This window comes from Candidatus Magnetaquiglobus chichijimensis (assembly GCF_045865675.1).
GTDB classification, from domain to species: Bacteria; Pseudomonadota; Magnetococcia; order Magnetococcales; family Magnetaquicoccaceae; genus Magnetaquiglobus; species Magnetaquiglobus chichijimensis.
Genome location: NZ_BAAFGK010000004.1, coordinates 729,980 through 756,120, shown reverse-complemented (window position 1 = coordinate 756,120; position 26,141 = coordinate 729,980). Strand labels below are relative to the sequence as shown.

The 26,141-nt window shown below is 60.9% G+C and carries 18 protein-coding genes; 5 read left to right on the top strand and 13 right to left on the bottom strand.

Annotated features, from left to right (window positions below; translation table 11 throughout):
• The 4 genes from ACOY6C_RS07535 to ACOY6C_RS07520 are packed head-to-tail and all read left to right on the top strand — an operon-like array spanning position 1 to position 8,521.
• Positions 1-4,140, top strand: coding sequence for a response regulator (locus tag ACOY6C_RS07535; protein WP_420904865.1), 4,140 nt, complete (start codon positions 1-3; stop codon positions 4,138-4,140).
• 3 nt (positions 4,141-4,143) lie between these two features.
• Positions 4,144-6,024 (top strand): GAF domain-containing protein, encoded by a 1,881-nt coding sequence (locus tag ACOY6C_RS07530; RefSeq protein ID WP_420904864.1) that lies wholly within the window; start codon positions 4,144-4,146, stop codon positions 6,022-6,024.
• Complete coding sequence (locus ACOY6C_RS07525; RefSeq protein WP_420904863.1) at positions 6,021-7,286, top strand: TolC family protein; 1,266 nt, start codon at positions 6,021-6,023, stop codon at positions 7,284-7,286. Before ACOY6C_RS07530 ends, ACOY6C_RS07525 begins: the two co-directional genes overlap by 4 nt.
• Positions 7,283-8,521 (top strand): efflux RND transporter periplasmic adaptor subunit, encoded by a 1,239-nt coding sequence (locus ACOY6C_RS07520; protein WP_420904862.1) that lies wholly within the window; start codon positions 7,283-7,285, stop codon positions 8,519-8,521. Before ACOY6C_RS07525 ends, ACOY6C_RS07520 begins: the two co-directional genes overlap by 4 nt.
• Positions 8,522-8,804: 283 nt before the next feature.
• Here the strand turns inward: ACOY6C_RS07520 and ACOY6C_RS07515 are convergent, their stop codons facing one another.
• Positions 8,805-9,242, bottom strand: coding sequence for a hypothetical protein (locus tag ACOY6C_RS07515; protein ID WP_420904861.1), 438 nt, complete (start codon positions 9,240-9,242; stop codon positions 8,805-8,807).
• Between the two features lie 21 nt (positions 9,243-9,263).
• Between ACOY6C_RS07515 and ACOY6C_RS07510 the strand changes: the two genes are divergently transcribed.
• A complete protein-coding gene (locus tag ACOY6C_RS07510) occupies positions 9,264-12,383 on the top strand; it encodes an efflux RND transporter permease subunit (RefSeq protein ID WP_420904860.1) in 3,120 nt (1,039 codons plus the stop codon).
• Here the strand turns inward: ACOY6C_RS07510 and ACOY6C_RS07505 are convergent.
• From ACOY6C_RS07505 to ACOY6C_RS07450, 12 genes are all read right to left on the bottom strand, one after another.
• On the bottom strand, positions 12,352-12,639 hold the full coding sequence (locus ACOY6C_RS07505; RefSeq protein ID WP_420904859.1) for a cysteine-rich small domain-containing protein: 288 nt from the start codon (positions 12,637-12,639) through the stop codon (positions 12,352-12,354). The genes ACOY6C_RS07510 and ACOY6C_RS07505 overlap by 32 nt on opposite strands.
• Positions 12,640-13,133: 494 nt before the next feature.
• Positions 13,134-14,468: a hypothetical protein gene (locus ACOY6C_RS07500; RefSeq protein ID WP_420904858.1), complete on the bottom strand. Its 1,335-nt coding sequence runs from the start codon at positions 14,466-14,468 to the stop codon at positions 13,134-13,136.
• Between the two features lie 2 nt (positions 14,469-14,470).
• Positions 14,471-15,022, bottom strand: a complete 552-nt coding sequence (locus ACOY6C_RS07495) for a prepilin-type N-terminal cleavage/methylation domain-containing protein (protein ID WP_420904857.1) — start codon at positions 15,020-15,022, stop codon at positions 14,471-14,473.
• 91 nt (positions 15,023-15,113) lie between these two features.
• Positions 15,114-15,560 carry a type II secretion system protein gene (locus tag ACOY6C_RS07490; RefSeq protein ID WP_420904856.1) on the bottom strand — a complete coding sequence of 149 codons (447 nt, stop codon included), beginning with the start codon at positions 15,558-15,560 and terminating at the stop codon, positions 15,114-15,116.
• Between the two features lie 26 nt (positions 15,561-15,586).
• Complete coding sequence (locus ACOY6C_RS07485) at positions 15,587-16,135, bottom strand: prepilin-type N-terminal cleavage/methylation domain-containing protein (protein WP_420904855.1); 549 nt, start codon at positions 16,133-16,135, stop codon at positions 15,587-15,589.
• A gap of 60 nt (positions 16,136-16,195) precedes the next feature.
• Positions 16,196-16,633: a prepilin-type N-terminal cleavage/methylation domain-containing protein gene (locus ACOY6C_RS07480; RefSeq protein WP_420904854.1), complete on the bottom strand. Its 438-nt coding sequence runs from the start codon at positions 16,631-16,633 to the stop codon at positions 16,196-16,198.
• A gap of 159 nt (positions 16,634-16,792) precedes the next feature.
• On the bottom strand, positions 16,793-17,197 hold the full coding sequence (locus tag ACOY6C_RS07475; RefSeq protein ID WP_420904853.1) for a type II secretion system protein: 405 nt from the start codon (positions 17,195-17,197) through the stop codon (positions 16,793-16,795).
• Positions 17,198-17,581: 384 nt separating this feature from the next.
• On the bottom strand, positions 17,582-18,169 hold the full coding sequence (locus tag ACOY6C_RS07470) for a hypothetical protein (RefSeq protein ID WP_420904852.1): 588 nt from the start codon (positions 18,167-18,169) through the stop codon (positions 17,582-17,584).
• 5 nt (positions 18,170-18,174) lie between these two features.
• Positions 18,175-19,398 carry a type II secretion system F family protein gene (locus tag ACOY6C_RS07465; protein ID WP_420904851.1) on the bottom strand — a complete coding sequence of 408 codons (1,224 nt, stop codon included), beginning with the start codon at positions 19,396-19,398 and terminating at the stop codon, positions 18,175-18,177.
• Between the two features lie 5 nt (positions 19,399-19,403).
• Entirely contained in the window at positions 19,404-21,365 is a 1,962-nt protein-coding gene (locus ACOY6C_RS07460; protein ID WP_420904850.1) for a GspE/PulE family protein, read from the bottom strand.
• 3 nt (positions 21,366-21,368) lie between these two features.
• Positions 21,369-23,735 (bottom strand): PEGA domain-containing protein, encoded by a 2,367-nt coding sequence (locus ACOY6C_RS07455; protein WP_420904849.1) that lies wholly within the window; start codon positions 23,733-23,735, stop codon positions 21,369-21,371.
• Between the two features lie 38 nt (positions 23,736-23,773).
• Positions 23,774-25,837 (bottom strand): secretin N-terminal domain-containing protein, encoded by a 2,064-nt coding sequence (locus tag ACOY6C_RS07450; protein WP_420904848.1) that lies wholly within the window; start codon positions 25,835-25,837, stop codon positions 23,774-23,776.
• Positions 25,838-26,141 lie beyond the last annotated feature (304 nt).

Genomic DNA, 26,141 nt, shown 5'->3' with positions numbered 1-26,141 from the left:
ATGCGCATTCAACTGGCCAATCGGATGATGATCGGCATCTACCTGGTGATCGCCTTGTTGAACACCGCCAGTCTGGTCTACCTGTGGGATCTCTCCAAGGAGCGCGACCGGATCGCTCTGTTGCGGGAGTCGGCCTTGCATCAGGCCGATGCGTTGATCGTGGCTTCCAAAAAGATGACCATGCACGTCCGGGTGTTCACCGCCACCGGGGATACCCTCGAAGAGGAGGAGTATTGGCGCGAGGTGCGGCATAACCGGACCCGCGAAAAGGCCGAGGCCGCCCTGATGGCCATGAAGCTCTCCATCGAGGAGATCAGCTGGATCGCCCAGGCCAAAAGCCATTCGGATCAGCTCATCGATCTGGAGTCCAAGGCCTTCACCCTGATGAATCAGGGTCAGAAGGAAGCCGCGATGAAACAGGTGTTTGACGATACCTATCAGCGGGTTCTCCACAATGTCCATGCCCCCATCGAACAGTTCCGGGATCGGGTCGGTTCTCGTCTGTACAGGACACTCTATCTCATCGATGACCAGATCAGCATCGTCTGGCAGCTCTGTCTCGGGCTGGGGGTGACGAATCTGGTGCTGATCATTGGCGTGCTGGGGATCTACTACCGTCGTTCGATCATCCTGCCCCTGGCACAACTGAACGAACTGGTGCAGGCGATGCTCTCCGGCGGACACGCCCCATCGGTTCATTTCGGGACGGCGGCCACCGAGGTGCGGGAATTGGCCAATTCTCTGGGCGCCTACAGCGTCATGGCGCGTCAGATCGCCAATGAACAGTGGATCAAAGGGCACCAGGCACGCATTTCGGCGGAGTTGCAGGGATCCGGAAACTTCACGGTCCTGGCGCGGCGCTTCTTGTCTCAGCTCGCGCCGATCTTAAGAATCGGACACGGGGTGTTCTACATCCACGACGAGGAGTCCAGACATCTGCGTCTGTTGGCCAGTCACGCCTTCCGGGAGCGCAAGGAGTTGTCGCGGGTCTTTGCGATCGGCGAGAGCCTGGTGGGACAGTGCGCGCTGGAGCGGACCCCTCTGATCATTCACGACCCGCCGGTCGATTACATCCTCGTGGGCGGTGCGCTGACCGAAACCCCGCCCAGGATGATCATGCTGTTGCCGGTGTTGAGCGCCGATCGGTTGATGGGCGTGGTGGAGCTGGCCAATTTCCAGGGGTTCGACGAGCGGGAACAGGCTCTGCTCGAAGCGCTGTTGCCGATCGTGGCGATGAATCTGGAGATCCTGGAGCGCACCGCGCGCACCCAGCGTCTGTTGCAGGCCACCCAGGAGCAGACCACGCAACTGCTGACCCAGGCCGAGAAGCTCGAAGCCCAGCAACGGGTGATCGCGGCCACGGAACGGTGGTTCAAGGGGATCGTGGAATCGGCCCCGGATGGATTGCTGGTGGTCGATGGCCAGGGTCGGATCATCCTGGCCAATGCCCGTGCCGAGGCGATGTTCGGCTATGCCCGGGGCGCGTTGGACGGTCTGGGGGTGGAGACGCTCCTGCCGCTCGGTCCCGAGGAGGATCCCAAGGCCCAACCCTTCTGGCGTGGCGCGGGGGACGGCGAACGGGCCGGCAGGCGTCGGGATGATGGTCTGTTCCCGGTGCAGGTCGGCATTTCGCGTCTGGCGGTCGATGACGATCGCGGCGTCAACATCTGTCTCTCCCTGCGGGACATCAGCCAGCAGAAAGAGGTCGAACGGGTCTTGCAGGAGGCCAAGCGGCTGGCCGACGACGCGGCACGCACCAAGAGCGATTTTCTGGCCAACATGAGCCATGAGATCCGCACGCCGATGAACGCGATCATCGGCATGTCGCACCTGGTGCTGAAAACCGATCTGACCACCCGGCAGCGCGATCAGATTCAAAAGATCTGGCAGTCCGGCCAGCATCTGTTGGGGATCATCAACGATATTCTCGATTTCTCCAAGATCGAGGCCGGGAAGCTCTCCATCGAACAGACCCCCTTCGAGCTGACCAGGGTGCTCGATAACGTCACCAATCTGATCGGCGAGAAGAGCAGTTCCAAAGGGTTGGAGCTGATCTTCGACGTGGCCCAGGATGTCCCGGACGCCCTGATCGGCGATCCGTTGCGTCTGGGACAGATTCTGATCAACTACTGCAACAACGCGGTCAAATTCACCGACCGCGGCGAGATCACCATCGTGGTGCGCAAGCTGGAGGAGCGTTCCAGGGATGTTCTGATGCGCTTTGGCGTGCGCGACACCGGCATCGGCCTCACCCAGGAGCAGATGGGACGGCTGTTCCAGAGTTTCAGTCAGGCGGATGCCTCGACCACGCGCAAATTCGGCGGCACCGGTCTGGGACTGGCCATCTCCCGGAATCTGGCCGCGCTGATGGGGGGCGAAGTGGGGGTGGAGTCCCAGGTGGGGGTGGGATCGACCTTCTGGTTCACGGCCCGACTCGGCAAGGGGCAGAGGTCCGAGCGGTTGCTGGTGCCCTGTCCGGACCTGCGCGGACGACGCGTGCTGGTGGTGGACGACAACGACAATGCCCGCGTGGTGTTGATGGATCTGTTGGGTGGAATGGGCTTTGTGGTCGAGGGGGTGGAAGGGGGCTATCAGGCGATCGACGCCATCCGGGTGGCGGATGGACGCGGTACGCCGTTCGAGATCGTGTTTCTGGATTGGCGCATGCCGGTGTTGAACGGCGCCGAGACGGCGGAACGGATTCAGGAATTGGTCTTGCGGCGCATGCCGCGTCTCTCGCTGGTCACCGCCTACGGACGCGAAGAGGTGTTGAAGGATGCCGAGGATGCCGGCATCGGCGAGGTGTTGATCAAGCCGGTCAATGCCTCGATGCTGCTGGATTGCGTGATGCGACTTCTGGGGGGGGAGCGGAACGACCCCGAGGATGCGGAGCGGCATGCCGGTGAGCCGAGCGATGCGGCCAACGATCTGGCCACGATTGCCGGAGCGCGGATTCTGGTGGTGGAGGACAACGATCTCAACCAGGAGGTGGCCAAGGGGATCCTGGAGGATGCCGGTTTTGTGGTGGAGTTGGCGGACAATGGCCGGATCGCGGTCGAGATGGTGCAACGGCATCGCTACGATGTCGTGTTGATGGATATGCAGATGCCGGTGATGGATGGGGTGACCGCGACCATGGAGATTCGCAAGATTCCCGATCTCGCCGGGCTGCCGATTCTGGCCATGACCGCCAACGCCATGCAACAGGATCGGGAACGCTGCTCGGCGGCGGGGATGAACGATCACGTCGCCAAGCCGATCGATCCGGACGTCTTGTGGCGCGCGCTGCTCAAGTGGATTCCTCCGAGACAGGCGGTCGCGGCTCCTGCCGTGACGCCACAACCGATCCCCGCTCCGCTCCCGACCGCGCCGGTCTCCCCCGCTCCGCTTGCGACCGCGCCGGTCTCTCCTGCTCCGCTCCCGACCGCGCCGGTCTCCCCCGCTCCGCTTGCGACCGCGCCGGTCTCTCCTGCTCCGCTCCCGACCGCGCCGGTCTCCCCCACCACGCCGCTCCAGCCCGCCGAAGCGGACGGCATCCCGCGTGACATTGACGGGCTGGATGTCAACCTCGGACTCAAACGGGTGGTGGGCAAGACACCCCTCTATCTCTCCATGCTGCGCAAGTATCTGGCCGGACAGGCCGATGTGCTCGCCCGGATTCGCGCCTCGCTGGACGCCGACGACTGGATCACCGCCGAACGGGAGGCCCATACCCTCAAGGGATCCTCGGGGAACATCGGCGCGAGCGGCTTGCAGGAGCAGGCCGGCGGGATCGAGTCGGCGATTCGCAATCACGCCGAACGGGAGGCTATTGAAGCGCTTCTCGAGGCGATCGAGCCTCCGCTGCGTGCCATGATCGAGGGTCTTCGGCGTGCCCTGCCCGAGGAGTCGTCGCCGACCCCGCCGGTTGCCGCGGCGATCGATCGGGAACGACTCGCGATCGTGGGCCGGAAACTGGCCAGAGTGCTGGCCGACTTCGGCAGCGAGGCCGAGGAGATCTGGAGCGGGGAGGCGTCGTTGTTTCAATCCGCCTGCGGCGCGAACTGGAGTCGCATCGACAAGGCCTTGCGGGCTTACGAATTCGAGGACGCGCTGGCCGCGCTCCAGGAGTCTCTCGCCGCCTGCCAGGTGGAGGTCTAGACCATGCGCGTCCTTTCCCACTGGTTGTTGAATCACGGACGGATCGCCATCCTGCTGATTCTGCTCGTGGCGGTGGCGAGCGGCATGTTGGCTGGCCATCTGTTCCGTTCGGTGATGGAACGGGACTACCGCAACCAGCTCGATGGCAAGGCGCAACGCGAGGCGATCGGTCTGGAACTCGAGACCATGCGGGGACAGGCCATGGGCGTGACCTCCCTGCTGGGGCTCAACGAACCGATTCTCAAGGAGTTGGTGACCGGAAAACGTTCGCAAAACGACCCGGAGGGGCTGGCGCGCATGAAGGTGGCGCGGCTGATGCTCGATGCCGACGGGGTATACGTGATGAACAACGAGGGCAAGATCGTGGTCCACGAGAGCGATCACGAATCGAGCGTGGGCAAGAACATCAAGTTCCGACCCTATTGGCAACAAGCCATGGCCGGCAATGAGAACGTCTATGCCGCAGTCGGTTCCAAGACTCTCGAACGTGGCCTTTATGTCGCAGATGCCATTTATACCGGCACCATCCGGCAAGGGACGATCATCGGCGTGGTGGTGATCAAGCTGTTGGGAGACTATCTGGATCAGAAGATTGCCGTGCCGGGCACCCTCTCCCTGCTGCTCTCCCCGCAAGGGGTGGTCTTCGCGACCACCGAAAAGGATTGGCTTTTCCGGCTTAACGGGGATCCCACCCCGCGTCAGCTGGAGGAGATCGCCAAACTCAACCAGTTCGGCAAGAGTTACGAAAAGGGCAATGTTCCCCACTCTCTGCCATTCGATGTTTATCGGGAGGAGATGATCCTCGGCGAAAGGCGCCATGCCCGCGCGATGGCGCCGGTGCGTTGGAACGATCCCGCCGGCGATTGGTCGTTGGTGCTGCTCGGCGATCTGGAGAGCGCCACGCCCTTGGAAGAGAGCCTGTTGGTGGTCTTTCTGGCCGGCTTCGGGGTGTTTGCCTTGCTGTTCATGGGGTTGCGCGCCATGCGCGAGTCGCGTGCCAAGCGGGAGGCGATGGCCAAGACCCACGAAGCCGCAGAGAAACTGGTGGTCGAGGCGCGCACCAGGAGCCGACATGCCGAATTCGCCGTCACCTTGCAGCAGGCCCGGGATCTGGAAAGCCTGAGCCGCAGCTGGTTCGGTCAGTTGAGTCAATTCTTTTCCGTGCATCAGGCCACCCTGTATATTCTGGAGGGAGAAGGCGCCGAGGCCGGTTTGACGCGGGTGGGTCGGTTTGGCGATGATCAGGCTCCCGAATCGATTCGTCCCGGCGAGGGGTGGTTGGGGCAGTGCGCGATCGACCATCAACCGATGGCCTTCAATCTCCCCGAGGAGGGGTTCTGGAAGATCCAGTCCGGGCTTGGTTCGGTGTCGCCGCGCTCGTTGCTGATCCTGCCGGTCCTGCGTGGCGAACGGCTGCTCGGGGTGCTGGAACTGGCTTCCCTGGATGCCACGTTCGGGGCGCATCTGCGTGAAATTCTGGAGATGACCCAGCAGTTGGCGGTCAACCTGGAGATTCTGTTGATCGCCCGACGCACCGAAGAGACCCTGACCGGAGCGCGTTGTTTCAAATCCTGGCTGTTGGAGCTTATTGACGGCATTCCCGATGCGGTGGTGGTGGTCGATGGGGAGGAACGGATCAGGATGGCCAATCGTCCGGCGCACCGCCATTGGGGGATCGAACATCCGGGGGACGGGTTCGTCTCGTTGATCGATCTCATTCCAGGGGAATGGGCAGGCGCGCCGACCGGCGCCCGCGACGTGAAAAATCGCGCCGGCGCGCTGGTCCCGGCGCATCTGGAGAGTTTTTCGGTCCCCGATCATCCGGATTGGGGGGCGTGCAAGGGAATTTTGATTCGACACCTTGGGGACGGTTTCATGCCATGAGAGCTGTTTCGATCGCATTATGCGCGGTGACGATGCTGATTGGCGCATTGGAGACCGTTTGGGCGGGTGAGGTGCCCCCGGTGGGGGCGTCGGTCGGCGAACTGTTGGAGTTGGCCCGGCGCATGAATCCGGAGTTGGCCGCCGCATCCCTGGAGCGTGATGCCGCCAGGGCGCGGGTGGATGGATCGGACGGTTGGCCGGATCCGAAGTTTCAGATCACCTTCGACGACATCTCCCGGAACGATGCCGGCTGGCCGAGCCGCACGGCCATTTACAAATACACTCTGATTCAAGAGGTTCCGGGCTGGGGCAAGCGTCAAACGAAACGGGAGATCGCCGAGGCCGGTCATCGGGAGGCCGAGGGACAGTTGCAGGAGCGGATGGCCGAGGTGGTGATGCGCGTCAAGAGCGCTTATGCCGACTATCACCGGGTCCATCTCTCCATGGATGCCACCTCGGAGTTGATTCAGGTGATGCGCGCGTTGGTGGAATTGGCGCGGGTGCGGTATGCCCAGGGGATGGGCGGTCAGTCCGAGGCCACTTCCGCCGAGGCGGAACGTGGGGCGATGAGTGCGGAGTTGGCGCGCATGGAGAAGGAGCGTCATCGGATTCGCGCCCGGTTGAATGCGTTGGTGAACCGCTCTCCGGACGCCCCCCTGGTCGAGCATCCCCAGATGCGTCCGATCCCTGCGGAGGAGGCGTTGCGATTCGTCCCGCTTTTGGAGCGGGCGATGGGGTCCAATCCGGGTTTGAAGATGAGTCAAGCCCGTCTGGAGGGCGCCCAGGGTGAGAAGCGGCTGGCCGGCAAGAACTGGCTGCCGGATTTTGAGTTGGGTTTTGGTCTGGTGGATCGCAAGGACGAGGGGATGAAGGACGGTTTCGAGGCCATGCTGAACCTCAATCTGCCTGTGGTGACCGGTTGGCGTCGGGCTGGGGAGCGGGAGGCCGAGGCGAAAACAGGGGCGGCGCAAGAGCGTTGGAACGCGGCCCGCTTGCAGCTCGAGTCAAGTCTGCGCGAGGCGTTGTTGAGCCTCGAGGAGGCCAGGCTGGTGGAAAAGAGCGCCGATGAGGTGTTGTTGCCCCAGGCGCGGGTGGCGGTGCGCTCCTCCTTGAAGGGGTACGAGACCGGCATCACCGAGGCAAGCATGGTGTTGGACGCGGTGCAGCGGTTGAAAAAATTCCAGATCGAGCGGCTCAAGGCGCAATTCGATCAGCAGGTTCGTCTGGCCGAAATCGAGCGGTTGGTGGGAGGAGATTTATGAACAGGGCCGGATCCGGACGAAAGTCGTTCATGAGGGTGGTCTGGTGGGTGGTGTTGGTTGCGATGCTGGCATCGTCATTCCTGGTCGAAGCGGGCGATGCCGAGCGAAAAATCCTTTATTATCGCAATCCCATGGGTCAGCCGGACATCTCGCCCACCCCCAAGAAAGATTCGATGGGCATGGACTACATCCCGGTCTACGAGGATGAGATGGCCGGGGATGCCGGATCGGGCGCGGTCCGCATCAATCTGGACAAGGTGCAAAAGTTGGGCGTCAAGACCGAGGTCGCCACGAAGCGTTTCTTGAGTCGCGAGGTTCGTGCCGTGGGTGCGGTGAGTGTGGACGAGCGCCGCTTGCGGGTGGTTACGCTGAAGTATGAGGGGTGGATCGAGAAGTTGCATGCCGATGTCACCGGTCAGAAGGTCAAGAGCGGTCAACCGCTCATGGAGGTCTATGCCCCGGTCGTGTTGCAGGCCCAGCAGGAGTATCTGGCGGCGTTGCGTGCCAGCGAGGCGTTGAAGCAGGCGGATGCCGAAACCCGGCGCACTGCCGACGATCTGGCCGAGGGAGCCTTGGCCCGGCTTGGCAACTGGGATTGGCCCGCGAGTCGGATTCGGCAGTTGGCCGAGAAGCGGGTTGCCACCCGCACCGTGACCATTCCTTCGCCGGTTTCCGGGGTGGTGATCGAGAAGAGTGCCGTGCAGGGGATGCGTTTCATGCCTGGCGAGATGTTGTATCGCATTGCCGATCTGTCGGTGGTGTGGGTGTTGGCGGACGTGTTCGAGCAGGATCTTCCGTTCGTGCGGGAGGGGCAGGAGGTGGAGGTGATTTTGAACGCCCTGCCTGGCAAGAGTTTCACCGGCAGGATCGCCTTCATTCAACCGATGCTCTCCCCGGAAACGCGCACTGCCAAGGTACGGGTGGAGTTGGCCAATCCGGACGGGCAGTTGCGACCGGCGTTGCAGGCCACGTTGCGATTGCAGGTCATGTTGGGTGAGGAATCGATTTCGGTGCCGGATTCGGCGTTGTTGGATAGTGGGGCGCGTCAGGTGGTGTTGGTGGAGCGTGGCGAGGGGTTGTATGAGCCGCGTATGGTGCGTGCCGGAGCCAAGGGTGGCGGGTATGTGGAGATTCTCGAGGGGTTGATGGCGGCGGAGAAGGTGGTGGTGCGCGCCAATTTTCTCATCGATGCCGAGGCGAATTTGAGGGCGGCGTTGGGTCATTTTTCGCACTGATGCAGAGCCAAGAGTGACACCGTTGCGGGGGACGGGGGGCCGAAGGCCCCCGGCGGGGGCGGGGCAGCGCCCCGCGACCTTGATTTTGACCTTGTTTCTGATGGTTCCTTTTTGACATTGGCTTTGTTGTTCGCGCGCTTTTCACGATAAGCGATTTTTCGCGTTTTCTGCGAAAAATCGTGCAAGCGCGCGGTTTTTTCTTTTGGCTTTTGTCTGTTCGCGCGCTTTTCACGATAAGCGATTTTTCGCGTTTTCTGCGAAAAAACGCGCAAGCGCGCGGGTCTCATGTGCCCTGAGTCGTTACCGTTTTTGGGTAACGACTCAGGGCGAATTGCACGCGGCGGAACGCCACCTTCGACGGCTTGTTTTCCGGGCCATGTTTGCCGGATCGTTTCGCCAAAAACGCGAAACGATCCGGCAGCCAAGGCGGCGCGCAGCGTTTTTTTCGCAAAAAGCGCGAAAAAAACGCTTTTTTGAAGAGCGCGCCAAAAGCAAAAGAACAGACAAAACAAAAGAACAGACAAAACAAAAGAACAGACAAAACAAAAGAAAACAAAAGAAAATAAAAGACAAAAGGCAAGCAAGACAACGCATGAGTCAAGCGTGAATCAAACAAACGGATAAAAACAAACGTCACAAAGGCAAAGTCGTGGGGCGCTGCCCCACTCCCCGCCGGGGACCTTCGGCCCCCCGTAACGGTTTTAGTCCGAACCTTTTTCACCCTCACCACCCCGAGGCCCGCATGATCGCCGCACTCATCCACTGGTCTGGCCGCAACCTCCTCCTGGTCCTGCTCGCCACCCTGTTCGTGACCGCCGCCGGCATCACCGCCCTCGCCCGCACCCCGCTCGACGCCATCCCCGATCTCTCGGACGTGCAGGTGATCCTCTACACCGACTACCCCGGCCAGGCCCCGCAAGTGGTCGAAGATCAGGTCACCTACCCCCTGACCACCGCCATGCTCTCGGTGCCACGCTCCAAACTGGTGCGCGGATTTTCGTTCTTCGGCACCTCGTTCGTTTATGTGATCTTCGAAGACGGCACCGATATCTATTGGGCTCGCAGCCGCGTGCTCGAATACCTCAACTTCGCCGCACGCCGCCTGCCCACCGGTATCACCCCCACCCTGGGACCGGACGCCACCGGCGTCGGCTGGGTCTACCAATACGTGGTGCTGGCCAAAGAGAAATCCCTGGCCGAACTCCGTACCCTGCAAGACTGGTATCTGCGCTATCATCTCGCCAAGGCCGAAGGGGTGGCCGAAGTCGCCAGCGTCGGCGGCTACGTGCAACAGTACCAGGTGATCGTGGATCCACAACTGTTGGAAGGGTTCAAAATTCCCCTCTCCACCGTTACCCGCGCCATCGCCATGAGCAACCGCGACGTCGGTGGACGGGTGGTGGAAATGGCCGAAACCGAATACATCGTGCGCGGCAAAGGGTATCTGCGCGGCATCGAGGATATCGAAAAGATCGTCTTGAAAGAGGAACGCGGCACCCCCATCCGCCTGCGCGACGTGGCCCGCGTGGAACTCGGACCCGACGAACGACGCGGACTGGCGGAACTCAACGGCGAAGGCGAGGCGGTGAGCGGCATCGTCATGCAACGCTTCGGACAAAACGCCTTGGCGGTGATCCGCAACGCCAAGGCCAAAATCGCCGAAATGGCCGGCAGCCTCGGGGAAGATGTGCGCATCGAGGCGGTGTATGACCGGTCGGAGCTGATTTTGCGGGCCGTGGAAACCCTCAAAATCACCCTGATCGAAGAGAGCCTGATCGTGGCCGCAGTGTGCGTGATCTTTCTGTTGCACATTCCGAGCGCCTTGGTGGCCATTCTCATGCTGCCGGTCGGGGTTCTGATCGCCGTCCTGCTCATGAACGCGTTGGGCATGACCTCCAACATCATGAGCCTGGGCGGCATCGCCATCGCCGTGGGCGCCATGGTCGATGCCGCCATCGTGATGATCGAAAATGCCCACAAACACCTGGAACGGGCCCCGCCCGACACCCCGCGAACCGAGGTGCTGATGAAAGCCGCGGTCGAAGTGGGTCCGGCGCTGTTCTTTAGCCTGTTGGTGATCACCGTGTCGTTCCTGCCGGTCTTCACCCTGGAAGATCAGGAGGGACGGCTGTTCAAACCCCTCGCCTACACCAAAACGTTCGCCATGGCCGGCGCGGCGTTCCTCTCCGTGACCCTGGTGCCGGTGCTGATGCTGTTGTTCGTGCGCGGCAAGATCATGCCGGAACAAAAAAATCCCCTGAACCGTCTGATGATCTGGCTCTATCGCCCGGTGATCCGCCTGGTGCTGCGTTTCAAACTCACCTTTATCCTCATGGCCGTGGTCACCCTGGTGGCCACCGTGGAACCGGCCAAACGGATCGGCGCGGAGTTCATGCCGGCCCTGAACGAAGGTTCGATCCTCTACATGCCCACCACCCTGCCCGGCCTGTCGATGACCAAGGCCGAAGAGCTGATCCAGACCCAGGACAAGATCATCAAGGGGTTCCCGGAGGTCGCCTCGGTGCTCGGCAAGGCGGGACGCGCGGCCACGGCCACAGACCCAGCCCCTACCGAGATGTTCGAAACCGTAATCACCCTGAAACCCGAGTCCGAATGGCGACCGGGCATGACCATGGACAAATTGATCCAGGAGATGGACGAGGCGTTGCGCATGCCCGGCATCAGCAACGCCTGGACCCAACCGTTGAAAGCGCGCATCGACATGCTCTCCACCGGCATCCGCACCCCGATCGGCATCAAGGTGTTCGGCAAGAGCCTGGAGGAGATCGAACCGATCGCCCAGCAGATCGAAGCGGTGGTGCGTAAGGTGCCGGGCACCACCAGCGCTTATGCCGAACGGGTGATCGGCGGCTATTATCTGACCATCGATCCGGATCGGGACGCCATCTCCCGCTATGGTCTGACCATCGGCGATTTGCAGGAAACCATTCTCACCGCGTTGGGCGGCGAGGCGGTCACCACCACGGTGGAGGGGCGCGAACGGTTTACGGTTAACGTGCGCTATCCGCGCGATTTCCGTTCCGATCCGGATGCCATCGCCCAGCGGGTGTTGTTGCGGGCGGAAAACGGCGCCTCGGTGCCGTTGGGACAGCTGGCCACCTTGCGTCTGGAGAAGGGACCGGCCACCATCCGCACCGAAAACGCCCTGCCGGCGGTCTACATCTACATCGACATTCGCGAACGGGACATCGGCGGCTATGTGGCCGATGCGCAAAAGGCGGTGCAGGAGGCGGTGCAGCTCCCGCCGGGCACTTTCTTGCAGTGGAGCGGCCAGTTCGAGTACATGGAGCGGGCCAAGGAGCGGTTGCGGGTCGTGGTGCCGCTCACCATTTTCATTATTTTTGTCTTGTTGTACATCAACTTCGGCAAGATCGCCGAGACGCTGATCGTGATGCTGTCGTTGCCGTTCTCGCTGGTGGGCGGCATCTGGCTGATGGATGCGCTGGGGTTCAACTGGAGCGTGGCAGTGGCGGTGGGGTTCATCGCGCTCGCCGGAGTGGCGGCGGAGACCGGGGTGGTGATGTTGATCTATCTGGAGCACGCCTGGGAGGCGATCCGCGCCGAACGGATCAAAGAAGACGTTCCGGTGACGCGGGACGATCTTTATGCCGCGATCATGGAGGGCGCGGTGGAGCGGGTGCGACCGAAGATGATGACCGTGGTGGCGATCATGGCGGGTCTGGTGCCGATTTTGTGGAGCAGCGGCACCGGTTCGGAGGTGATGCGACGCATCGCCGCCCCGATGGTGGGCGGCATGGTTTCTTCGACCATTCTGACGCTGGTGGTGATTCCGGCGATTTACGCGTTGGTCAAAGGTATTCGCCTGGCCGGGAGAAGATGAAATCCATGACCACCTCGTAGGCGTCTTCGGTGGCGGTGGTGGTGCAGTGCGAACAATCCTTGATGCCGGACTCGAGCCAGATGGGGGTTCCGGGACAGTTTTCGAAGGTGTAGAGCGGGCAGAAGCAGAAAAGGCAATTCAGATGTTTGCCTTCGGGCAGGTCGTGGCAGGGAAAGTACTCGCACGAACGGTTTTCGAAATAGCGATGGCTGTTGGGGATGGGATTGGGTGGGGAAGAGGGTGAAGGCGTGGTCATGGTTCGTCATCCCAGTCGATAGGAGGTCATCGTTCCGTGCTGCAAACTGTCACGGGGAACCGGGGACCGGAGTTCCCCGGCGGAGGTTTGGGGGCAGCGCCTCCGAGGTTTTGATTGGGAGGTCATCGTTCCGTGCTGCAAACTGTCACGGGGAACCGGGGACCGGAGTTCCCCGGCAGAGGTTTGGGGGCAACGCCTCCGAGGTTTTTATTTTGACTTAAGCGCACTTTACACAACAAGCGATTTTTACGTTTTTTGTAGGGAGCCCCCCTCACCCCCTGTACCATGGACCTCCCTTCGGGATCTCCATGGTGAAAAACGCGCGCGCCGCCTTGGTGTCAGGCGACTTGGTGATGATCATGCCAACCTGTCGCTTAAAACAAAAACGGGGGGCGAAGCCGTGGTGCTCCGCCCCCCGTTGGGATGCCACGTTTTTTTGTTTATCATCTCCCCTGAAACCCTCAAACGAACGTTCCAGGGTCAACCTGGACTGCCTACATGTTTTCCACCCACTTGCCGACCTTCATATCCGGCTTGGCGGTCGCCTCGGTGCCACCATCCTCGACGCCCAGATAGGCATCCACCAGTTTGAACCGTTTGCCGTTCATCACCATTCCGTAGATCTCGGCGGTATCGAACGTTCCCAGCTTGAAATGCAGCTTGCCCTCGGACAGCTTGCAATCCGAATCCACGGTTCCATTGCATTTCATGGAGGTATAGGTGGACGTCCAGTAGTTGTTCACATAGTGCCGGCAAATAATGGTGTTGTTTGTGCTGTTCAACTCCACTTGGCTTGAACCGTCGCTGTTGTCCCCGCAGTAGATTTGACGGGTTCGATAATGTCCTTCGTCCACTCCGACAACCAGACTGAACCGGCTGTCCGAATAGACCGGCAGGTTGAAGGTGGCATGGAACCACACCGGCTGTCCGTTGGTGTTCGGCAGGGTCAATGTTCGGTTGGACAGCTTTTCGATCTGTGTGTTGGGATTCCAACCGCTTGAATTGGTGCCAAAGGTCACGACCCCATTGGTCTGGGAATCGATCATATACTTGCGATTCCAGTCGTTGTAGTTTTCCCCCCGGAACAGGTTTCCGGTGTTCTCGGGCCCGGATTCGCAAGTCACCACCTGGGTGAGCGTGCGCGATTTTTCGCCCGTCGAGGTGTCCTGGGCGGTCACCATCCAGTAGTTGGCCGAATCCTCTTCGGCGCTGTACTCCCCACCCGTCATGCATCTGGAATCCCAGTTGTTGTGATGATGATGCAGCGGACCGTGACAGTGCTTGCGATGCCATTGCACATTTCGCCAGTGTTCCCGCTTGTCCGCATGGAGCCAGTGGTGATGGCGGTATTTATGGCCCATGTGGGATTTCAAATACCAGTATTTCAGAAAATACCTGCCCTTGTATTTGTACCAATAGGGGTGATGGGCATCTTCCGGATCGTCCTTCTCGTTCTCGGCCTGGGTGACATCCTCGTCTGTTGGCATCATGTCATCATCGAAACAGGTGCCGTCCATGGGACAGAAGATCAACTTGAAACTCTTCCCCTCCCCCAGGGTTTGTGTGACCACCGTGGAACCATCGGCTCCTTCCGGCACGGCCCCGGTCACCTGACTGGGGTCGCACTCCGCATCCTTGAACTGCTTGAGACCGATCTGCAAGGCAGATTCGGCTATGTTGAACGACTTGTTGCCACTGGTATACTTTGCCGCGACCTCCGTGCCGCTCACCTGCATTTTGGACAGGGAAGCACCCACGGCGGCCACGCCCGCCAACATCACCATGGCAATGACAACAAGCGCACCCCGTTCTCCCACGTGCGCGTTCATTATCAGGAACTCCTTACATAAACAGAACTTCGAAAAGGTAGAGTGACCGTCTCATTATCCGGGAAGCGTTGAAACACCGTGAAGGAGACAGTCACCAGGCCGGGTTTTTGCGGCACGGGTTGTCCCGTGCCGTCACAGGTGGGCACGACAAAACGCAGACTGTCTGCCTGGACATTCGCGCCCAGCAGCCAATTCACGTTGTCGTTGTTGTAGGTCATGTAGATGGACTGGGTGGTCGTATTGATCTGGTGGAATTTGACCGTGCGACCGTTGTTGTCGATCAATTGCAACGCTTTGCCATTGTCCAGTCGGGTGATCTGGTTGCAATGGGTGTTTCGCAGCTCCTTGAGGATGCGTTCCATCACGATCTGTCCGCCAAGCGACAGAGGAGCGATGGCTTGCGCGGTCGCCATGGCATTGAAGGCAGAAGTCAAGGCAACAAGACTCGTCCCGGTCACGATGCTCAAGATCATGATCGTGATGACCATCTCGATCAGGGTGAACCCTGTGGATCGTTGGCGCCTTTTTCCGAGCTTGCCGTGATGATTCGACATCGCTGGAACTCCTGTTTCCGTGGAACGCCTTGCGGGAGTTTCACGCCTGGGTGATGAAGGAACCCCGCATCGTGCCAGTCCGTTCAGGATCTTAAAGATCTGAACTGTAAATGGTGTACGAGAACAAATTTTCACTCGTACCCGTTTTCCTGACACTTACCGTGATGCATTTGAATGCTTCGTTGTTGTACTCCTGACCGGTGCAAGGCGTTGGCATCTGTCCAGGAATCATGCCCTCGATCTGTACGAAGCGATCAAAGCGCAACTGTCCGCCAACATCGATCCCATACTCCGGCGGGAAATTGGCTTCGATGAGATTGCCAAAGCCAGCTGGAGGATTGTAGCCATTGATCGACTTCAAGGTTTCAATCATCTCCCAGCCCAGGTAACTCGCCTGCATCCCTTCATTCATGACATGCAGGTTGGAGAGTACGTTGTTGTAGAGCGGAATGAGCCCTGTCGCGGTGATTCCGGTGATCACGATGAACAGGATCAGCTCGAACAACGTGAAACCGGCTGATTTTCGAGGTCCGCGCATGGTCGATCGCTCCTTTGGCACGATCATCACAACCGAATGACGGCACCGGTGTAACCGATGACGCGAAGGGTCACTGCCTCTCCGTCCATGCTCAAACGCACATCCTGGTTGAAGGTCACTTCCGCGTTGTTGGCCACGGGCGCGCCCCGACCGTCGAAGGAGATGCGAAAAGGCTGGATGGTCACCCGATCCAGCTTCGTCGCTGCTCCATCCAGGGGCACCCCCAGGTTATCCTCGATCCGATAGGAGTCGGATCCGACGTTTTGGATGGTGTAGGTGAGGTTTTTCAGACTCGTCATGGACTCGGCCTGGGCACGGCGGATGTCGTTCATCAACTGGTCCGCCTTGGCGTTCAAGGTCAGGTCGCCCTGCCACTTCGCCCCCGTGACGATGGCCAGAATTCCGATGATGACCATCACGATGATCAGTTCGATCAGGGTGATCCCGCGCTGCCGATCCATGCCGTGGAACACCCGACGGGGGTTCCACGGCATGGCGGTTTTTCGCCGATCAGGCCGGTTGCCCGAACCACGAACCAGGCTGAACCTCGACAAGGGTGATCGGTCCTTGGACATGTGGGCATCTCCCTTCGAACCAAACGTGCGCCGACCGTTCACCCTCATCCATCCGACTGGTTATTGCACGGTCAAGGCCGCCGTCGCCCGTCCGGTCGCGGTCTCTGCGGAGACGGTGATGGTGTAGGTTTTGCCGTCCTTGCCGGTGTGGGAGAGGACCAACCCGTTCTGGGTCCATCCGGCGGGAAGTCCACCGTCAAGAGTTGCAAGCAGTGTCGGGCCGGTGGTGATGGCGACCGCATCCGCCTTGCCGGCCTTGACCGCCGCGAAGTTGGTGGCGGTCGCGGAGTTGATCGCCGACAACACGCCATTGGCTGCCGCTGCCTCGGCCTCGGCGCTGAGATCCGTGAACTTGGGCACGGCCACCGCCGCCAGAATGCCAAGAATCACGATCACCATGATCAACTCGATCAGGGTGAAGCCCGCCTGACGGATCCGCGTTTGACGGACCTCTTCTTGTTGCTGCTGTTCTTCAGTGTGTTGTTGGATGGTGTTCATGGTGCGTACTCCTTGTTTGGTGCTGAGGTTCGGCCCGGGTCGCAACCCAAAAGCCCGACGAGGTCTCCTGCTTTAAAAATCCACCCCGCCGCAGCGGAATGGTTGGACTTTTCATGCAGGAAACCGATTGTGAACAAAGATACACCCATTGCGGGATTTTCACCAGTTTTTTGAGAGTGTGGCCTTGTTGGTTCCGGTCTCGCCGCCGGTCACGGCGATGGCATAGAGCATCCCGGATTTTCCTTGGAAACTTATGGTATTGCCAGAATCGTTCCAACCCAGTGGCCGGCTCTCCATGGCCTGGATCAGGGTGGCCCCATCGATGATCCGCGCGGCGCCCGTCCGACCCGCGCGCATTGCCGCGAAATTGATGCCCGTGGCCGATTGCGCCGCCGCATACACCCCGTCCGCGGAGGCCCTTTCGGCCTCCTGGTTGAGATCGACCAGTTCTGGCGCGATCATGGCCGCCAGGATACCGATCATGACAAGCACGATAATCATCTCGATCAGGGTAAACCCGGACGCATGACGAGCCAACCCCGGAAGATTCGAGACAAGCCTCATTGCTCCCCCCTGACCGCTGAGAACAAACCAAAATAACGTTCATTTATAATTATGGCCCATCTCGTTGCGAAACGCATGGTTTTTTTGTGAATTGTGCCTGTTCTGCTGACCTTTTTTCATTCGGGAGCCGATACGGTCCACTGGAAATCCAGGCGTTGTTCTGTTAATCCGAGTCCAAAGTCCCTTCAGACCATAGAGCCCTCAAGCTGGGTGCGATGTTTTTGGCCGCGCTGGGCATTCTGCGACTCTATCCTCTGCCGGTGTGGTACGTTCCCCCGGTCTCGCGCGGTGCAGATGGTGGTTCCGACCCCGGCCAAACAGCCCTTGGTTCCGACCCCGGCCAACCGATGCGTGGTTCCGATCCCGGCCAAACAGCCCCGGCGTTCACCCCCCCGCCGTTCGCCACCAGAAGCGCAGCAACAACGCCAGCGATACCGCCCCGCCCAGGGCCAACGCACCGGCCATGAGCCGGGGTCTGGCCCGCATGAGATTCAAGAAGAGTTGGCGCCAACGGGCCCGCCACAAGGCCAGATCCACCCGTTGATTGGCCCAGGTCTCGAACCTCTTCAGCCCGCTGGGACGAATCAGGATCAGCACGCCTGCCAGCAGGGTGAAAAAATTCCCCAACGCCACGAACAGCAACAGACTCTCCCACAACCAGGCCTGGAACCCGCCCGAATTCTGGATGGATCCGGCGAGCAGCGCCACGCGGCGTCCGTAAGCCCCCAGGGCCACCAGGGTGGCGAACGAACCCAACACGATGCCGGCACCGAACCAGCGGTGGTTGCGATAGACGAACCGCTCGATCCGCACCGGTCTGGAGAGCGTTTTCAAGGCCTCTGCCGCCGGACGCTCCAGGGTGGCGTTGGCGTCGGGATTCAAGAACAGCCAGGCGCCCAGCACCAGCCCGGCCAGGGAACCGATCCCGGCCAACAGGAGCAGCAGCAACAATAAAATGGAGCTGATGCCCATCGAATCTAGTGTCGCGCCTTGTTCATGGCCGCGGAACTCATGTCCCACATCGGCATGAAGATGCCCAACGCCAGAACCAGCACCATGGCGCCGATCACGGTCAACAGGATCGGCTCAATGGCGGAACTCAACCCCTTCACCTCGTATTCCACCTCGCGTTCGTAGAAGTCGGCCACCTCGGTCATCATCTCCCCCACCCCGCCGGTCTCCTCGCCCACGGACACCATCTGCAACACCAGGGGCGTGAACAATCCGCTGTTGTAGGATGCCTGGGTCAGGCTCTCGCCCCGTTCGATCCCTTCGCGCATGCCGGCGATTCTTTGTGCCATGAAGGCGTTGTCCACCGCGTCCTCGACCGCGGTCAGGATCTGGATCACCGGCAATCCGGCGCGGGAGCCCATCGAAAAGGCCCGTGCGTAACGGGCCAGGGTGGCCCGGTTGATGATCGAACCGACGATGGGGAGTTTCAGGCGCTGCCCGTCCCACCACAGCCGTCCATCCGTGGTTTTGATGTAAAGCAGAAACGAGTAGACCGAAGAGGAAATCCCCACGAGAATCCACAGCGCATACTGTTGCACGAAGGCGGATGTGGCGAGCAGGATCCGGGTGGCCAAGGGCAGATCCGCGCCCATCTTGGAAAACATGTTGGCAAAGTTGGGGATCACGTAGTAGTTGACCGCGAACATGGCCAGAACGATCGCCGTGACCACGAAGGTGGGATAGCGCAACGCGGTCTTGATCATGCGCCGGGTGTTTTTGTCCACCTCCATGTATTGATAGAGCTGGAGAAACGACTCCTCCATGCGTCCGGTCTCTTCGCCCATGCGGATGATGCGGGTGAAGAGCTTATCGAAGATTTTCGGGTGCTCGTTCATGGCCACGGAAAGCTCCTTGCCGGATTGCAGCTCCTCGATGATCTTGACCATGGCCTGCTTGAGTTTTTTGTTGTGGGTGCTCTCCACCAACCCCTGAAAGGAGCGCACCAGCGACACGCCGGATTTGGCCAGGGTGTACATCTGCCGGGCGAAGAGGATCTTGTCATCCTCGCTGGGCCACTCCACCATGATTTCCAACTCGAGCGACGCGCTCGAGGTTTGGACCTCATGAATCTCCAGAGGTTCGATGCGGCGGTTGAACAGTTGTTCGATCACCGCTTCGTGGTTGGCGGCGTTGATCACCCCATCCACGGATTTGCCTTCCATGCGACCCACGAAACGGAATTCGGGCATGAGAATCAGCGCTCCCTGTCGCTACGGGCCGCTGGTGTGCCCTCCACACCCGTCATCCCGTCCGACTCCTCAACGTAGGAGGCTTCTTCATCCTCGACATCTGTGACCAGGCGCATCACCTCCTCCAGGGTGATGATGCCGCGCAGGGCATACTCCAGGGCCACTTTGTGCAGGGGCTGGAAACCGGGTTGAGTCTCGGCCAGACGCATGAAACCGGTGGTATCGTTGGAACGCAGCGCCTCGGCCAGATTGCCGCGCATCTCCAGCAACTCCACCACCGCGATACGTCCCCGGTAACCGCTCTGGTTGCACTGCGGACAGCCCCGGCCACGACGGATACGCGCCCCGTTGGCCCGTTCGCCGAGCAGACCGCGCAGCAGGATCGTCTCCCCGGCATCCGCTTCCACGTTTTCAACGCAGTCCTGACAGATGCGTCGCACCAGCCGTTGCGCCAGGATGCACTTCAAGGCCGAGGCCACGGCATACCCCTCCACCCCCATCTCGACCAGGCGGATCGCGGTGGCGACCGCGCTGTTGGTGTGCAGCGTGGAGAGGACCAGATGGCCGGTCAAGGCGGCGCGAATGGCGATCTCGGCGGTCTCCTGATCGCGCATTTCGCCCACCAGCACGATATCCGGATCCTGACGCAGCACGGTGCGCAGCACTTTGGCGAAGGTCAGGCCGATGCGGGTGCGCACCTGCACCTGATTGATGCGCGGCAGGCGGTACTCCACCGGATCCTCGACGGTGATGATCTTCTTGCCAGGGGAGTTCAAGGCGTTCAGCGCGCCGTAGAGGGTGGTGGTCTTGCCGCTTCCGGTGGGTCCGGTGACCAGGATCAGGCCATGGGGACGGCTGAGCAGATAGCGGAACCGTTCGAGCATTTTCGGTTCCATGCCGACCATCTCCAGATTGAGATTGTCTGCGGATTGGTCCAGAAGACGCATCACCACCGATTCGCCATCCTGGATCGGCAGCGTGGAGAGACGCACATCCACGCTCTTGCCCTTCACCGAGATGTTGAAGCGTCCATCCTGGGGAAGGCGTTTTTCGGCGATCTCCAGACCGGCCATCAGTTTGAGTTTGGAGACCAGGGCCGGAGCGATCCGTTTTTCGTTGACGATCTGCTCCTGCAACACCCCGTCGATGCGCTGGCGGATGCGCAACACCTCGGCATCGGGTTCGATGTGGATGTCCGAGGCGTTCATGCGCATCGCATCTTCGAAGAGCGATTGCAGGATCTTGACCACCGGGGCATCGATCGACATCTCGGCCTGGACGATCCCTTCGAGGTCGAATTCGCTGCGTCCGACCTCTTCTTCCAGGGCGGCGGCCTGTTCGTGGATTTTTCCCTCGCCGCGATACAGCAGATCCAGGGCGCGCAGCAGCTGACTCTCGCTCACCAGGGCCAGATGCGGGGATTGACCCAGCAGACGGGTCAATTCGTCGAAGACGAAGATATCCGTCGGATCGGCCATGCCCACCCGGGTTCCCTGGGCATCACGGGTGAGCACCACGGCGCGGAAACGACGCGCGGTGGCCTCCGGCAGCAGCTGGACCACTTCGGTGACGAACGGGAATTTTTTCAGATCCACGAACGGGATGTGCAGTTGATTGGCCAGGAACTCGGCGAACTGGAGTTCGCTTAAGATGCCCAGTTGGGCGAGGCTCTGGCCGAGTTTTTTTCCGGAGCGTTTTTGTTCGGCCAGGGCGGCCTGGAGCTGTTCGGAGCTGATGACCTTGGCCTCGACGAGTTTGTCGCCGATGCGCAGTTTCTGGCGTTGCCGGTTCAGAAAATTCTGCAACGCCTGCTCGGTCACGAAGCCGAGATGGACCAACGCCTCGCCCAACTTGGCCCCGGTCTTCTCCTGATGGGCCAGGGAGAGCCGCAACTGCTCGGCGGAGATCAGTCCGGATTCGACCAGGACATCGCCGAGGCGGGGTTTGTTGGGCGGAGGCAAGGCCATGTGCTACAGTTTTTCAATCCTCTTGCGCACGAAGTTTTGCAGTTTGAGGTTCAGATCGCCGCTGGCCAGGGATTTTTTGTAGGCCCGCATCGCCTCGGCGTTCTCATCCACCTTTTCGAGCGAGATGGCCATGCCCATCTGCCAGAGTCCTTTGTTAGGATACTTCTTCAAAAGCGCTTCGTACAGGTCTATCGCCTGCCAATGTTCTTCGCGGCGCTGATAGAGGGCGGCCAGGAAGGCGGCCAGATTGGGATCCTCGTCGGCCAACGACGTATCGCCCCGTCCGCCGGCGGCCTGACGCAACAGATCCAGGGCCTTGTCGGCCCGGTTGCTCTCCACCATGATGCGCGCCATCCGTCGCACTGCCGCCTTGTGGCCGGGATCGGCCTTGATCACCTGTTGCAACAACCCCTCTTCGCCCTCGCGATCGCCGGCCTCCTTCTTGACCACCGATTGCTGATAGGTGCGTTCCACCCAGGCGGCCTGATCGGCGGAGATTCTCGCCCCATCGGTTTTCGCCCCACCCTCGCCCTTGCGTTTTTCGGACGGACGATCCGCGCCGGGACGGGACGATTCGGCCATTACATCCCTGGCCGTCCCGGTCATGGCCGGTTCCGGGGGATGCAGCGCCACCTCCTTGCGGGCATTCAACAGATGATCCTTGTCCGGCTCGCTCCCGCCGGCCATCGAGGCGACCACCTCCTTGGTGGCCGGATCGGGCTGCCCGGTCGGCGTCAAACCTGGATCGGACACCGTGATGCCGCCCGAAGCGGATCTGGACTCCGGTTTGACTCCCTTGGCGACCGGCTTGTCGGCGTGCGCCACAACCGGTTTTTCACTCCGCTTCTTTTCAGGCCGGGCAGTCTCGACCGGTTTGCTCTGGACCGGTTTGGTCTCGACCCGCGCCGACTCGGACGGCTTGACCGGCGCGCCATCGACCGCCGTGCCGACCGGTTCCGACTTGCCCGGTCCGGGCGGTACGGCGGGAAGGGAGGCCGGAACGACGCTGGCCGTCTCCATGACAGGCTCGGGCCAGGTCGAAGCGTCCTGGTGGGACGGTTTCGCATCGGCGCTCACCAGGGAGGTCGGCGTGGTGATTCCGGCTGCGTCCTTGCCGTCGCCGGAAATCTCCGGGGATCTCTTGTCGCCGGCAACCTGCGAAGCGTCCGCGCTTGAGGAGTCGGTTCTCTTGACGGCGGATGGCGTCACCTTGGCGTTTCGCGTGGTGGTCGCCACCTCGGGACCGGTAAAGGCATCGGAGCGGGCCACATAAAACTCCTTGACCTTCTCCTGATCCTTCTCGTACCGCTTCAACGCCTCCAACGCCTGCCGCGCCTGGGGCAGATCGGTGAATCGACCCACCCGCACGCTTTGCCACATCTTGGACGGATCCTTGACCCCATACAACTCCAACACATAGGCATCGTAGCCGCGCTTGCGCCACAAGGCGGCGTTGCGGATCGCGCTGTCCCGATCCACGAAGGCGGCCAGCTGAATCGCATACGAAAAATTCAGATTGTCCGAGGCCGAGGCCTCGGGCTTGCGCAACAAGGCCGCCAGTTCCGGATCCTTGGAGACCTCGCGCACATCCTGGGCCGTCACCCCGGCCATGTCGGCCTCGGTGGGAATCTCCGGCTTGCGCGTGCGGGAACTCCTGTTCGGCTTGGCATTCTCCTCCTTGGTTTTCTCGACGCTGGCCTTTTCCGTGCCGGGCTTCTCGGCACCGGACCTGGCCGGGTTTTTATCCGTCGGTTTGCTGCTGGCGTGGCCTTTGTTTTCAGGCGGATGGGTGATCACGTTGGCCAGTCGCAAGCTCCCGTCCTCGCCAGCCACGCCACCCGCGGGCCTGACGGGGCCATTCGCCGCGACCGGCTCCGCGCCCTCCCGAGGTGTGTCCCGCTTGACTCCGGCCACCGGCAGGGTCTCGGGTTGCAGCGAGACGCGGAAATCCACCTCCTTGGACACCGCCACCTCGAGCGGCGCGTTGAGATCCTGGAAGCCGTTCTTTTTCAACGTCAGGGTGACCGAACCCGCGCCCCACTGAAAACGCAACGGGGTCACGCCCACGAAGCGTCCATCCAGCAACACGCCGGCTCCAGCCGGTTCGCTCACCGCGTGGATGGTACCCAAGGCCCCGGATTGAGTCTGGCTCGTCCCGACCGGCGAATCGCCGATCATCGTCACCGGGGTGGCGTTCCCCTTGACATCGATCCGATCCAGAATCAGCGGTCCGGCGGTGATCACCACCACCGCGGCGATTCCCCAACCGGCCCAGGAACGCCAGGATCCTGGACGCTCACTTCCAACGGCGGCGGGCGCTTCCAGGGCGCGCATCGTCTCCTCGCCGATCGTGACGGATGGCTCCAGCACGGGCTTTGTCGCTTTTCCAAACATCTTCGTCATCAGGCTCACGGTTCCAGACTCCTCATCCGCTGCGAAGACCCATTCATCTCCCAAGGCTGCCAACTGCGCGGATCGCGCTGCATGCCGCCGACCCGCTCCACCGCGCGGTTGCGCTCTTTTTTCCAGTCATGCCGCGCATCGATCACCAGCGGACGGATCAGAATCACCATCTCGCTCTTGTACCAACTCTCGCGCGCCTTCTGGAACAACGCTCCCACGCCCGGCAGATCCCCAAGCAGCGGCAGTTTGTCCACATCGTAGCGCTGCTCCTTCTTCAACAACCCACCGATCACCGCCAGCTCGCCACTCTCCACCCGGATCACGCTGTCGGTCTCGCGGGTGCTGCTCCAGGCCATGGGGATCGAGTGATACTTATCCTTGATCTTGAAATTCTTCTCTTTGTCCTGCACGCTGCGCACCATGGGATGCACATGCAGGGTCACCATGTCGTTCTCGCCGACCTGGGGGGTCACATCCAGGGCGATGCCGTTGAACATCGAGGTGAAAACTGGCGTCGGATCCACATAGGAGGCCGTTTCACCCGCCCCGCTCGGGGTGTCCATGCCGGTGATGAAATAACCATCCTCGCCCACCTTGATCACCGCCTTCTGGTTGTTGATCGTGGCGATGCGCGGGCTCGACAACACCTGCACCTTGCCCTGCTTCTCCAAGAGTCCCAAAAACGTGGTGAAGTCATGCATCCGGAAGGCCAGACTGAACGGCGTTCCGGCGCCGGCCTGGGAAGCGACGAACCCCTTGGTGAAAAGCGGATTCATGTCCAAGACCTGTGGATTGTCGCTGCTGCCGGTAACCATCTGCTGCTTCTGGCTGCTGACGAAGGTCTGGGCGTTGTAGGGCTCCGAGGCCAACGGCGCGAACCGGTCGCTGCCCAACCCCTTGTTGATCGCCAGCCAGTCGATGCCGAACTGGAAACCATCGTTCAGCTCCACCTCCAGGATCTTGGCCTCCAGAATGACCTGCCGTTGACTGCGTGTGCGCAGATCGTTCAAAAAGGCATCGATCTCGGCCAACTCCTTGGGGAAGGCCCGTACCGTCACCAGACCGGCCTGACGGTTCAAGATCACGCTTTTGAGATCCTGACCCGCATTGATCGGCATGGAGGTGGTCTGCTGTCCCTTCTTTTCGCCTTTGTCGGCGCCATCCTGGCCCGCCACCGGCGTTGTCACCGTGACCGAATCGCGCTTGCGCATGATCGTCTGGGAGACCTCGCCCTTGTTGTTGATCGTCTCGTTGATCGAGTCGATGGCCAGATCCATCTTCAAGATCGCATGGATGGTGCTTTCCAGATCCTGCCAGAAATCCGACCGGTAATCGGTCTCCACCGAGGTGCCGGTGTTCTGGGTTTCGCTGGATTGGTTGGTCACCCTGCGATTCTCGGAGTTGGTGGTCGATTGGGTGTTGGTGGACTCCTTGCCCGTACCCGACGAGACCTGGGTATCCGTTCGTCCGCCGCGCTTCACCGGCAGAAAATCGACCCGATAGGTCTTGGTCACCAGCCGCCACGGAAAGATCTTGAAGCCGCGAATCGATCCGGAGCGATCCTCGGCGAACGAATGGCAGTCGTACTGGTACATCTCGCAGGCCACTTCGACCACCTCGTCCACCATGACCCGCTTCAACTCCAGGGTGATCGCCCCCTTGACATCCGGATGGACCACCATGTTGATGCCCGGCGAGTTCTGCACCAGGCTCATGAAGAACTCCCGCGCCTCCACCCCGCTCACGTTGACATCCAGTCGCGGCATGGGCGGTTCGGTGGGCGTGGTGGCCGGTTTGGCGTTCGCGGGAGGGGGCTCCTCAAGCAACTCCTTGAACACCGTGAAGGGAACCGCCTCCCGTCCGCTTCCCTCCGCCCCGCCTTCACGTTTGCCTTCCACCTCTTCCATCATGCTGTCGATGGCGCTCTGGAACTCCTTTTTCACCGACTCCTCGCGTCCCGGTTCCTGACCGGCGGCATCGACCGCGGTGGACTGGGGCGTGCAGGCCACGCACAGCCATCCCAACCCGCCCAGGATCAAGCCAACCGTGCGCGAACGCCACCCGGTCATCGGCATCTCCTCCGATCGGCAAACGGGTACGACGCGACGGATATCACGATCTCTCGCCAATATATTGACGACACGGCGCGCGGCTTGAAGCACCGATATGAGCTCTTGAAATCGAAATTCACGGCCTCGAGTCATCCGGGTTGAAATCTTGATCACCAATAGGCGCACCGGTATCCGGGTGATGGATCAAAGAGTGCAATCCGGTTTAATGCAAGATTAATACCAGTAGAATCAAAAAAACAAACGACCGTTTCCCCCGGCGATCTGCCGGGATGGACGAACAGGCGGTGTTTTGTAAAGATGT